This window comes from Streptomyces sp. NPDC107454 (genome assembly GCF_055582885.1).
This window is the reverse complement of record NZ_JBVJPA010000039.1, coordinates 1-13,305: the sequence shown is the minus strand read 5'-3', so window position 1 is coordinate 13,305 and position 13,305 is coordinate 1. Positions and strand designations below refer to the sequence as shown.

Annotated in this window: 1 protein-coding gene and 1 pseudogene; both read right to left on the bottom strand. The window is 77.2% G+C overall.

All coding sequences use genetic code 11. The features are described 5' to 3' along the window. Position 1: 1 nt before the first annotated feature. A pseudogene (locus ACZ69M_RS49955) lies at positions 2–10,846 on the bottom strand (type I polyketide synthase); the annotation flags it as partial. A gap of 11 nt (positions 10,847–10,857) precedes the next feature. Further along, positions 10,858–13,305 (bottom strand): type I polyketide synthase (locus ACZ69M_RS49950; RefSeq protein WP_470060355.1); only part of this gene is annotated, 2,448 nt, incomplete at its 5' end.

Below are 13,305 nucleotides of genomic sequence, written 5' to 3'. Positions count from 1 at the left end.
CTCAATCCCTGCGGAGCTGATTGCCGTTCGCGATCTTGAGCAGGTCGTCGATGCCCATGGAGTCCAGCGAGTCCAGGAGCCCGGCGGGGTCGTCCTGCGTGCCGCCGCCCTGCGTGCCGTCCGGGTCGGCCGGGCGGGACGGCGGCGGCACCGCGACTCCCGCGAGACGGGCCAACTCGTCCAGGAGTCCGGCCGATCGGAGCCGGTCGAGCGGGATGGCCGCGATGGCGCGGCGCACCGCGCCGTCCGGGTCGCCGTCGGCCGCGCCTCCATCGGTACCCGGACCCGCGCCCGCCGGTGTCCGGTCGGCCTGCGGCGGCACCGCGAGTTCCGCCAGGATGTGCCGGGCCAGGGTGTCCGGGGTCGGGTGGTCGAACACCACGGTCGCGGCGAGCCGCAGGCCGGTGGCGTCCTTGAGCCGGTTGCGCAGTTCGACGGCGGTGAGCGAGTCGAAGCCCGCGTCGAGGAATCCGCGGGTGCTGTCCACGGCCGAGGCCCGGGCGTGGCCGAGCACCGCCGCCGCGTGGCCGCGGACGACGTCGAGCACCGCTCGCCGTCGCTGCTCCTCGCCGAGTCCGGCCAGCCGCGCGGGCAGTGCGGCCGCGTCGGTGCGCGGCGCCCGGGCGGGCGGGCGGACCAGGCCGCCGAGGAGGGCGGGCAGGGGGCCCGCCTGCCGGAGCAGCGCCGCGGTGTCGAGGCGGATCGCGGCGAGCGCGCCGGACCCGGTGCGGCAGGCGGCGTCGAGGAGCGCCAGCGCCTCGTCGGAGGCCAGCGGACGGATCCCGCCCCGGGACATCCGCGCGCGGTCGCCGTCGCCCAGACCGCCGGTCATGGTGCTCTCGGCGGCCCACGGACCCCACGCCAGGGAGACGGCGGGCAGTCCGAGTGCCCTGCGGTGTTCGGCGAGCGCGTCGAGGGCGGTGTTGGCGGCGGCGTAGTTGGCCTGGCCGGGGCCGCCGAAGGTACCCGCGGCCGACGAGAAGAGGACGAACGCGGAGAGGTCCGCCGTACGGGTCAGCTCGTGCAGATGCCACGCGGCGTCCGCCTTCGGCCGCAGCACGGCGGAGAGCCGCTCGGGAGTGAGCGATCCCACCACGCCGTCGTCGAGGACGCCCGCCGCGTGCACCACGGCCGTCAGCGGCGGCTCGACGTCCGCGAGGAGGGCGGCGAGCGCGTCCCTGTCGCCCACGTCGCAGGCCGCCACCCGTACGTCGGCGCCCAGGGCGGTCAGGTCGGCCGCCAGCTCGGTGGCGCCGGGGGCGGTCGCGCCCCGCCGGCCGGTCAGCACGAGGTTCCGTACGCCGTGCTCGGCGACGAGGTGCCGCGCCACGAGCCCGCCGAGGGTGCCGGTGCCGCCGGTGACCAGGACGGTGCCGTCGCCGTGGGGAGCGGTGGTGAGCACGACCTTGCCGACGTGGCGGGCCTGCGCCATCAGCCGGAAGGCCTCCTTGGCGCGGCCGACGGGCAGGTGACGGACCGGCAGCGGCGTCAGGGTGCCGGCCGTGAACAGCTCGACGACCTCGGCCAGGATCTCCTGGATGCGGTCGGGGCCCGCGTCCACCAGGTCGAAGGCCCGGTAGGACACGTCGAGGCCAGTACGGATGTCGGTCTTGCCCAGTTCCGCGAACCGGCCGCCGGGCGCGAGCAGGCTCAGGGACGCGTCCACGAACTCGCCCGCGAGCGAGTTGAGTACGACGTCCACCCCGCGCCCGCCGGTCGCCGCCTTGAACCGCTCGGCGAAGTCGGTCGTACGCGAGGAGGCGATGTGGTCGTCCGCCAGACCGGCGGCGCGCAGCACGTCGTGCTTGCCGGGGCTCGCGGTGCCAAAGACCTCCGCGCCCCAGAGCGTGGCGAGTTGGGTGGCGGCCATGCCCACTCCGCCCGCGGCGGCGTGGACGAGCACCCGGTCCCCGGGTCGTACGCCGGCGACATCGCGCAGGCCGAACCAGGCGGTGAGGAACGCCGACGGCACGGCGGCCGCCTCGGCGAAGCCCCACCCGGCGGGGACCGGCACGACGAGTCGCCGGTCGGCCACGCAGGAGGAGCCCATCGACCCGGGCAGCAGGCCGAACACCCGGTCGCCCGGGGCCAGGTCGTCCACGCCCGGCCCGACCTCGGTGACCACGCCCGCCGCCTCGACACCGAGCGGCTGGGGGTCGCCCGGGTAGAGGCCGAGCACGGTGAGCACGTCGCGGAAGGTCACGCCGGTGGCCCGGACGGCGACCCGTACCTCGCCCGCAGCGAGCGGCGGTTCGGGGCAGGGGGCGGCGGTCAGAGCGTCGACCGTGCCGTTCGCACCGGGCGCCAGGCGCCACCCGTCGGCGGGCAGGACGATCGCGTCGGAGCCCGCGCGTACGAGCCTCGGCGCGGAGACCGCGCCCGCCCGGACGGCGACCTGGGGTTCCCCGCAGGCCAGGGCGCCCGCGAGGGCGCGCGCCGACTCGGGGGTGCCGTCGAGGTCGGCGAGGACGATCCGGTCGGGGTGTTCCGCCTGGGCGGACCGCACGAGACCCCACGCGGCGCGCGCGGCGATGTCGGCGGGCTCGTCGGCGGAGACGGCGACGGCGCCGCGCGTGACCACGGCGAGCCGAGCGCCGGCCCCTTCGTCGGCGAGGAAGTCCCGCAGGACCGCGAGGACTTCGGCCGTCACCCGGTGCGTCTCGGCCACGGGTTCGGCACCGGGGCCCGTCGTGACCGGGAGGAGCACGGTGTCGGGCGCCTGGGCGCCGACCTCGGCTCCCGCGGTCCGCAGTCCGTCCACGAGGATGGTGACGTCCGTCGACGTGCCTGCCGCAGTGCCGGTCAGGGCGAAGCGGCGGGCCGGGGTACCGGTGGGCTCGACGGGCACCCAGTGGGTCTCGAAGAGCGCGTCGGGCACGGCGGGCGCCGCTGCGGGCCGCAGGCGCAGCGAACCGATCGCGGCCACCGGCAGACCGTCGGCGTCGGACAGTTCCACCGCGAGGGCGCCTGCGTCACCCGTACGGGAGAGGCGGGCGCGGACGGCCCGGGTGCCACGGGCGGACACCCGCACGCCGGTCCACGCGAACGGCAGGCCGCCGTGCGCGGGGTCGGTGATCAGGCCGCCGACACCGATGGCGTGCAGGGCGGCGTCGAGCAGGGCCGGGTGCACCGCGCAGCGGTCCGCGTCGGCGACCCCGGCGGGCAGCTCGACCTCGGCGAACACCTCGGCCGCCGGGCCCTCGCCGCGTCGCCACGCCGCGCGCAGGCCCTGGAACGCGGGCCCGTAGCCGAAGCCGGCGTCGGTGAGACCCGCGTACATCGCGGCGACATCGGCGGGCTCGGCACCGACGGGCGGCCACTCCCCCGCCACAGGCCCGGCCTCGGGCACCTCGCCCAGCACGCCGGTGGCGTGGCGGGTCCAGTCCCCGTCGGTGCGCGCGTGCAGGGCGACCGACCGGCGGCCGTCGTCCTCGGCGGCGCCGACGGTGACGCGTACCTCCACCGCACCGTCCACGGGCAGGGCGAGCGGCGCTTCGAGCGTCAGCTCCTCCACACCGCCCGCGCCGGTCCGGTCGGCGGCGGCGAGCGCGAGCTCCAGCAGGGCCGTGCCGGGCAGCAGCACGGTGCCGCGCACGACGTGTTCGGCCAGCCAGGGCCGCACCGACGGGGACAGCCGCCCGGTGAGCACGGCGCCGCCGTCCGGCAGGTCGACCGCGGCGGCCAGCAGCGGGTGCCCGGCGGCGGACAGGCCCGCGCTCCGGAGGTCCGCGGCGGGAGCGGCGGGCAGCCAGTAGTGCTCGCGCTGGAAGGCGTACGTCGGCAGGGCGACGCGCGCGCCGCCCCGGTCGGCGAAGTACGCGGCCCAGTCGAGCGGGAGACCGTCGGCGTGGGCGCGGGCCAGCGCGTCGGTGAGCGCGGCCGTGTCGGGGCGGTCGGCGCGCAGCAGCGCCACGGTCAGCGGCTCGCGCTCCTCGCCGGCACCGTCGACCCCGACGGCGGAGGAGGTGTCGGGCTCGGCCAGGGTGCCCTGTGCCATCGCGGTGAGGACGCCGTCCGGGCCGATCTCCAGGTGGCGGACGGCGCCCGCCGCGCGCAGACCGAGCACCGCGTCGTGGAACCGCACGGTCTCCCGCACGTGCCGCGCCCAGTGGTCGGGCGAGCGGACCTCGTCGGCGGTCAGCGGGCGACCGGTCAGCGCGGAGACCACGGGCACCGTCGGCGTACGGAACTCAAGGCCCGCCACGACCGAACGGAACTCCGCCAGCATCGGCTCCATCAGGGGCGAGTGGAAGGCGTGCGAGACGCGCAGGCGCCTGGTCCGGCTGCCCTCGGCGGCCAGCTGCGCGGCCGCCTCGGAGACTGCGGCCTCGGCGCCGGACAGGACGAGCGAACGCGGTCCGTTGACGGCGGCGAGGGCGACCTCGTCGCTCAGCAAGGGCCGCACCCGCTCCTCGGTCGCCTCCACGGCGATCATCGCGTCGCCCTCGGGCAGCGCGCCCATCAGCTTCCCGCGCGCGGCCACGAGCACCGCCGCGTCGGGCAGCGTGAGCACGCCCGCCAGGGTCGCGGCGGTGATCTCGCCGAGCGAGTGTCCTGCGAGCAGGTCGGGGACGACGCCCCAGGAGCGCAGCAGCGCGGCGAGCGCGAACTCGACGGCGAACAGCGCGGGTTGCGCGTACTCCGTGCGGTCGAGCACCTCGGCCGGGCCGCTCAGGACCAGGTCGCGCAGCGGGCGGTCGAGCAGACGGTCGAACTCCGCGCAGACCGCGTCGAACGCGTCCGCGTAGGCGGGGTGGGCGGTGTAGAGGTCGGCGCCCATGCCCACGCGCTGCGCGCCCTGGCCGGTGCACAGGAACGCCGTACGCCCCTGGCGGGCGGCGACGGGCCGGGATCCGGTGAGTCCTGCGAGCAGGCCGTCGGAGCCGGAACCGGCGGCGGCGAGGCGGTACTCGAAGGCGGGTCGGGTGGTGGCGAGCGCACGGGCGACCGCCACCGGGTCGGCGTCCGGGTGCGCGGCGACGTGTGCGCGCAGCCGCTCGACCTGGGCGAGCGCCGCTTCGGGCGACCGGCCGGACACCACCCACGGGACGTCCCCGGCGGGCGCGGCGGGCGCGGCGGGCGTGAGGTCCTCGACGGGCGGGGCCTGTTCGAGGATGACGTGCGCGTTGGTGCCGCTGACTCCGAACGAGGACACGCCCGCGCGGCGCGGCGCGCCCGTCTCGGGCCACGGCGTCTCTTCCGTGAGGACGGAGACGGCTCCCCTGGTCCAGTCGACGGCCGTGGAGGGGCGGTCGACGTGCAGAGTGGCGGGCAGGGTGCCGTGCCGGAGCGCGAGCACGGTCTTGATGACGCCGGCGGCGCCGGACGCGGCCTGCGTGTGGCCGAGGTTGGACTTCACCGAGCCGATCAGCAGCGGACGGTCCCGGTCCTGCCCGTACGCCGCCTGCAGCGCCTGGGCCTCGATGGGATCGCCGAGGGCGGTGCCGGTGCCGTGGGCCTCCACGGCGTCGACGTCGGACGGCGCGAGGCCGGCGCCCGTCAGGGCGGCGCGGATGACGCGCTGCTGCGACGGGCCGTTGGGCGCGGTCAGCCCGTTGGAGGCGCCGTCGGAGTTGACGGCGGAGCCGCGCAGCACGGCAAGGACCTCGTGGCCCCTGCGGCGTGCGTCGGACAGCCGCTCGACGAGCAGCAGGCCCACGCCCTCGCCCCAGCCGGTGCCGTCGGCGGCGTCGGCGAACGCCTTGCAGCGCCCGTCGGCGGCCAGGCCGCCCTGCCGCCCGAACTCGACGAAGACGCCGGGGGTGGCCATCACGGTGACGCCGCCGGCGAGGGCGAGGTCGCACTCGCCGGAGCGCAGCGCGGCGGCGGCCCAGTGGAGGGCCACGAGCGACGACGAGCAGGCGGTGTCGAGGGTGACCGCGGGGCCCTCCAGGCCCAGTACGTAGGCGAGTCGGCCGGAGACCACGCTGCCGGACGTGCCGGTGAGCAGATGGCCCTGCAGCTCGTCGGGCGTGCCGTAGAGGCTGGTCAGGTAGTCCTGGCCGCCGTAGCCGACGAACACACCGGTCCTGCTCCCCCGCACCGAGCGGGGGTCGATGCCCGCGTTCTCCAGGACCTCCCACGCGGTCTCCAGCAGGAGCCGCTGCTGCGGGTCCATGCCGACGGCCTCGCGGGGGCTGATGCCGAAGAACCCGGCGTCGAAGGCGCCCGCGGAGTCGAGGAAGGCGCCGACCTTCGCGTATCCCGCGTCGGTGACGTCCCATCCTCGGTCGGCCGGGAAGCCGCCCATCGCGTCGCGGCCCTGGAGCACCAGCTCCCACAGCCGCTCGGGCGAGTCGACGCCGCCGGGGAAGCGGCAGGCCATGCCGACGATGACGACCGGGTCGTCCTCGACGGCGGTCCGGGCGACCGGCTCGGCGGCGACGGTGCCGGCGCCGGCGCCGGGCAGCTGGTCGAGGAGGTGGTCGACGAGCGCCTCGGGCGTGGGGTGGTCGAAGACGAGCGTGACGGGCAGCTTCAGACCGGTCGCGTCGCGCAGGCGATTGCGCAGCTCGACGGCGGTCAGGGAGTCGAAGCCCAGCTCCTGGAACGCACGGCCCTCGGGGAGCGACGCGGCCGACGCGTGGCCCAGTACGGCCCCGGTCTCACCGAGCACCAGCTCGAGGAGCCCCGCCCGGTCGAGCGGTACGGGGCCGTCCTGCGCCGGCTCGGGCGCGGCGGGCTCGGCGGCCTCCGGCAGGCCGGCGAGGAGGGGGCTGCGGCGGGCCACGGTGAATGTCGAGGCGAAGACCGGCCAGTCGATGTCCGCGACGGCCAGAACGGTCTCGTCCCGGCCGAGGGCCCCGCGCAGCGCCGCGACGGCGCGCTCGGGCGCCATGGCCGGCAGGCCCCAGCGGGCCATCTGCTCGCGTGCGGGTCCTTCGGACATGCCGGCGCCGCCCCAGTGGCCCCAGGCCACGGCGGTGGCGGGCAGCCCCTCGGCGCGGCGCCGCAGCGCCAGCGCGTCGAGGTGGGCGTTGGCGGCGGCGTACGCGGCCTGGCCGCTGCTGCCCCAGACGCCCGCGCCCGAGGTGAAGAGCACGAAGGCCGAAAGCTCCTGATCGCGGGTCAGCTCGTCGAGGTGGCGTGCGCCCGCGACCTTGGCGGCTGCGACCTCGGCGAGGTCGGCCGGGGTCACGTCGGCGAGCGCCTTGTACCGCTCGATGCCCGCGAGGTGGAAGACGGCGGTGACGGGGTGCTCGGCGAGCAACCGGGCCAGCGCGTCACGGTCGGCGGCGTCGCAGGCGACGACGTCGACCGCCGCGCCCAGCGCGGTGAGTTCGGCGGCGAGGTCCCAGGCGCCGGGCGCGTCGGGGCCGCGCCGGTTCGTGAGCACGAGCCGCTCGGCGCCCGCGCCGGCGAGCCAGCGGGCGACCTGCGCGCCGAGGCCGCCGGTGCCGCCGGTGACCAGGACGGTCCCCTCGGGTCGCCACTCGGCGCCGACGGGGCCGCCCGGGGCGCGGCGCAGCCTCCTGCCGAACGCGCCGGACGCGCGGACGGCCACCTGGTCCTCGTCGCCGGCTAGGACGGCCGCGAGCCGGTCGGCCACGCGTCCGTCGACCTCGGCGGGCAGGTCGACGAGGCCGCCCCAGGCCCGGGGCCGCTCCAGCGCGGCCACCCGGCCGAGCCCCCAGACCTGCGCCGTCGCCGGGTCCCCCACAGCGTCGGAGGGCCCGACGGCGACCGCGCCGCTGGTCACGCACCACAGCGGAACGCCGTCGAGTGCCTGCACCAGGGCGAGTACCCCGGGAAGCGGCTCGGGATCGCCGGGCGCGACCAGAAGCAGGACGCCCGCGTAGCCGGCCAGGTCACCCACGCCGGCCGGCAGTTCGGCCGTCGTACGGACGAGGTCCATGCGGGCGGACAGGGCGGTGGCCACGGTGTCGGCCCAGGCGTCGCCCTCGGGGAGCACGGCGAGCCAGCGGCCGGCCGGGGTGCCGGAGACGGTCAGGGGAGTCCAGTCGACGCGGTAGCGCCACGAGTCGACGGCGGTCTCGTCCGCGTGCCGCTCGTGCCAGGCGGCGAGGAGCGGGTGGACGGCGGCGAGCGGCTCCCGGTCGGTGTCGCCCGCGCCGAGCGCGGCGGCGAGGTCGTCGGCCGAGCCGCGCACGGCGGTCCAGAACTCCGCGTCACCGCCCTGGTCCTGGGTGGGTACGTCGAGCCAGTAGCGCTCGCGCTGGAAGGCGCACGTCGGAAGCGGCACCGGGCGCGCATCGGGCAACGCGGCCGTCCAGTCGACCGGCACGCCCCGTACCGCGGCCTCGGCGAGCGAGGCGAGGAACGTGGCGGGGCCCCCGGCGTCACGGCGCAGGGAGCCGAAGGCGAGGACCTTGTCGTCGGCCTCCTGCACGGCGGCGGTGAGCACGGGGTGCGGGCTGACCTCGACGAACGTACCGAAGCCCGCGTCGAGGAGCGTGCGCGTGGCGGTGTCGAAGCGGACCGGCTCCCGCAGGTTGCGGAACCAGTACGCGGCGTCGAGACCGGTCGTGTCGAGGAACCCGCCGGTCACCGACGACACGAACGCGACGTCGGCGGCGCGCGGCCGGATCGCGGCGGTGGCGGCGAGGACCTCGGCGCGTACGGCCTCGACCTGGGCGGAGTGCGACGCGTAGTCGACGGGAATCCGCCGGGCCCGCAGGCCGTCGCGTTCGGCCGCGGCCATCAGTTCGTCCAGGGCCGCGGCGTCGCCGGACACAACGGTGGCGGCGGGGCCGTTGACCGCGGCCACCGACAGCCGCTCGCCCCACGGCGCCAGCAGCTCGCGCGCGGCGTCCTGGGCGAGCGGCAGCGCCACCATGCCGCCCCGGCCCGCGACCGCGCGCAGGGCCCGCGCGCGGGCGGTGACCAGCAGGGCGGCGTCCTCCAGGGACAGCGCGCCCGCGACGCAGGCGGCGGCGATCTCGCCCTGCGAGTGGCCGACGACGGCCGCGGGCTCGACGCCGTGGGCGCGCCAGAGCGCGGCGAGGGACACCATCACGGCCCACAGGGCGGGCTGGACGACGTCGACGTTCTCCAGCGCGGCCGGGTCGGCGAGGACCTCGCGCAGCGACCAGTCCACGTGCGGGGCGAGCGCGGCGGCGCACTCGTCGAGGCGGTGGGCGAACTCGGGCGAGGAGGCGGCCAGTTCGAGGGCCATGCCGACCCACTGCGCCCCCTGCCCGGGGAAGACGAAGGCGACCCGTCCGGGTCCACCCGCGAGGCCGCGGACGACGCCCGCAGCGGGGTTCCCGGCAGCCAAGGCGGCGGTACCGCGCAGCAGCTCCGCCCGGTCCGCGCCGACGACGACGGCGCGGTGCTCGAAGGAGGACCGGGTGGTGGCCAGGGCGAGGGCGATGTCGCGCGGCTCGGCGGTGGGCCGCTCGGCCAGGTGCGCGAGGAGCGCGGCGGCCTGGCCGCGCAGGGCGTCCTCGGTGCGGCCGGACAGCGCCCACGGCACCGGCCCGGCCGCGTCAGCGCGCTCCGGCTCGGGCTCGGCGGCGGGCGCCTCCTCCACGATGACGTGCGCGTTGGTGCCGCTGACGCCGAACGCGGACACACCGGCCCGACGCGGACGGTCGCCCGCGGGCCAGGCGCGGGCCTCCGCGAGCAGCCGCACGTTGCCCGCCGACCACTCGACCTTCGGCGTGGGGGCGTCCACGTGCAGGGTCTTCGGCAACACGCCGTGGCGCAGCGCGAGTACGGCCTTGAGCACGCCGGCGACACCCGCCGCGGCCTGCGTGTGGCCGAGGTTGGACTTCACCGAGCCCAGCCACAGCGGCTCGGCCCGGTCGGCGCCGTACGCGGCGAGCAGCGCCTGCGCCTCGATCGGGTCGCCGAGGACCGTGCCCGTACCGTGCGCCTCGACGAGGTCCACGTCGGAGGGCGAGAGCCGGGCGTCGGCGAGCGCCGCCTTGATGACCCGCTGCTGTGCCGGGCCGTTCGGGGCGGTGAGGCCGCTGCTCGCGCCGTCCTGGTTGACGGCCGAGCCGCGCAGCACGGCGAGGACCGGGTGGCCGAGGCGGCGGGCGTCGGAGAGCCGCTCGAGGAGGAGGACGCCCGCGCCCTCGCCCCAGCCGGTGCCGTCGGCGGCGGCCGCGAACGGCTTGCACCGGCCGTCGGGCGCGAGGCCGCGCTGGCGGGAGAACTCCACGAACGTGGCGGGCGAGGACATGACCGTCACACCGCCCGCGAGCGCCATCGCGCACTCCCCCGACCGCAGGGACCGCATCGCGAGGTGCAGCGCCACGAGCGACGCCGAACAGGCCGTGTCGACGGTGACCGCCGGGCCCTGGAGCCCGAGGACGTAGGCGAGGCGTCCGGACAGGACGCTGGCCGCGTTCCCCGTGCCGGCGTACCCCTCGACGCGGTCGAGGACGGGCCGCGCGGCGGAAATGTAGTCCTGGCCGTTGGTGCCGAGGAAGACGCCGACGTCCTTGCCGCGCAGCGACTTGGGGTCGATCCCGGCGCGCTCGACGGCCTCCCACGCGGTCTCCAGAGCGAGCCGCTGCTGCGGGTCCATCGCGAGCGCCTCGCGCGGCGAGATCCCGAAGAACCCCGCGTCGAACTCGGCCGCGCCGTCGAGGAACCCGCCCTCACGCACGTACGACGTCCCCGCGTGCTCCGGGTCCGGGTGGTACAGGCCCTCCACGTCCCAGCCCCGGTCGTCCGGGAACGGGGACAGCGCGTCACGGCCGTCCGCGAGCAGCCGCCACAGGTCCTCGGGGGATGCGACGCCGCCGGGGAAGCGGCAGCCCGCGCCGACCACCGCGACGGGTTCGGCGGCGCGTTCGGCCGTCTCGCGCAGCGTCTGGCGCGCCTGGGTCAACTCGCCCGTGACCCACCGCAGGTGGTCGAGCAGCTTGCTCTCGTTCTCCACGTTCAGGACTTCCCGAGCTCGTTTTGGATGAAATCGAAGATCTCGTCGGCGGATGCCGTGCTCAGCTGGTCGGCGGCGGCCGAGGAACCGGCGGTCACCGGCGTCCACTCGCCCAGCAGGCGGCGCAGCTCGGCGGTGACCTTCGCGCGGGTCGACTCGTCCGCCCCGGCCGGGTCGAGCGCGGCGAACCGGTCGAGGTCGGCCACCGACGGCGCCGTCTCCGCGGGCGCGAGCCCGGCCGCGAGGTGCGCGGCCAGTTCGTCCCCTGTGGGGTGGTCGAAGACCAGCGTGAGCGGCAGCGTGAGCCCGGTGGCCCGGGTCAGCCGGTTGCGCAGCTCCACCGCGGTGAGCGAGTCGAACCCGAGGTCGAGGAAACCGCGTTCGGTGTCGACTGCCGCCGCGTCCCGGTGCCCGAGTACGGCGGCGACCGAGGTACGGACGAGGTCGAGGACGACCCGCCCGCGTTCGGCGGCCGACAGGCCCGCGACGCGCTGCCGCAGCTCCGCCTCGGCGGGGGCCGCCCCCGCACCCGGCGTGACGGCCCGGTGGGCCTCGGGGATGCCGGAGATCAGCGGGCTGGGCCTTACGGCGTGCAGGGAGGGCGCGAGCCGCGCCCAGTCCACGTCCGCGAGGACCACGGCCGGGTCGCCGCCGGCGATCTCCCGGCTGAGCGCCTCGATGGCCCGCTCGGGGTCCATGGAGCGCAGGCCGTCGCGGTCGAGGCGCCTGCGTACCTCGTCCGCGTCGGCCATGCCGCCGCCCGCCCACGCGCCCCACGCCACCGAGGTGGCGGGCAGGCCCGCGGTCCTGCGGCGCTCGGCGAGGGCGTCGAGGTGGGCGTTGGCCGCGGCGTAGTTCGCCTGGCCCGCGCCGCCGACGACACCCCCGAGCGCGCCGAACAGCACGAACGCGTCCAGGGGCAGACGCTCTGTCAGCTCGTGCAGCGCGGTCGCGGCGTCGGCCTTGGCGCGCAGCACCGTGGCAAGACGCTGCGGGGTCAGGGAGTCGTGCACGCCGTCGTCCAGGACACCCGCCGTGTGCACGACCGCCGTCAACGGCGGTCCGTCGGCGGCGATCCGGTCGAGCAGCGCGCCGAGCGCGGTGCGGTCGGCCGCGTCGCAGGCCTCGGCCACGGCCTGCGTGCCGAGCGCGGTCAGCTCCGCCACCAACTCAGCGGTGCCCTCGGCGGCCGGTCCGCGCCTGCTCACCAGGACGACGCGGTCGGCGCCCGAGCGGGCCGCCCAGCGGGCCACGTGCCCGCCCAGGGCGCCCGTGCCGCCGGTGACGAGGACGGTGCCGGTGGGACGCCATCCCTCGGGTGCGGGGGCGGTCGCGCGGACGAGCCTGCGGCCGAGGACGCCCGTGGCGCGCACGGACACCTGGTCCTCGCCCTCGATCCCGGCGAGCACGTCGCACAGCAGGCCGACGGCGTGAGCGTCCGGGTCGGCGGGCATGTCGACCAGGCCGCCCCAGCGGTGCGGCGCCTCCAGGCACAGCACCCGGCCGAGGCCCCAGACCTGCGCCTGCGCCGGGTCGGCGACATCGCCTTCGGCCACGCCCATGGCGTCGGCGGTCACGCACCACAGCGGTGCGGACGTGTCGGCGTCACCCAGCGCCTGCGCGAGCACGAGGGTGGCGGCGGTGCCGTCCCCGCCGAGCGCGAGCAGCGACAGGACACCGTCCACCGGGCCCGCGACCTGCTCGGCGAGCCGGGCCCGCTCGGGAGCCTCGGGTACGACCAACTCGAGGGCGTCCACGCCCCGTTCGGCGAGGCCGCGCAGTGAGGCCCGTACGAGCGGGTGATCCGCGCGGGCGGCGGGGACGGCGACCACCCAGCGGCCGAGCAGGGGCTTGTCGGCCAGGCCGTCGACCTGTTCCCAGCGCACGCGGTAGCGCCACGACGCGACGGGGTCGGCCGACGGCCGCTCGGGGGTCTCCGGCCAGAAGCGGGTGCGCTGGAACGGGTACGTCGGCAGGTCGACCCGGCGCGCCCCGGCGCCGGCGAAGAAGGCCGGCCAGTCGACGGCCACGCCGGACCGGGCGAGCCCGTCGACCAGCGCGAGCGCCTCGGGCCTGCCCTTGCGCAGCAAGGGCACGGCCCCTTCGGTCAGCGCGGCGAGCACACCGTCCGGACCGACCTCGACGAGGGTGGTGACCCCGGCGGCCCGCAGCGCGGCGACACCGTCGGCGTACCGTACGGCCTCCCGCGCGTTGCGCAGCCAGTACCCGGGCGTGCCCATGTCCTCGGCGGCCCCGGTCACGGTGGACACGACCGGGATGCCGGGCGCGGCGAAGGCAACGGTGTCGAGGACGCGCGCGAAGTCGGCGAGCATCGGCTCCACCCGGTGCGAGTGAAAGGCATGACTCACCGTCAACCGCTTGGTCCTGCGGCCGAGTTCGGACCAGTGGTCCGCTACGGCGAGGACGGCGTCCTCGTCGCCGGAGACGAC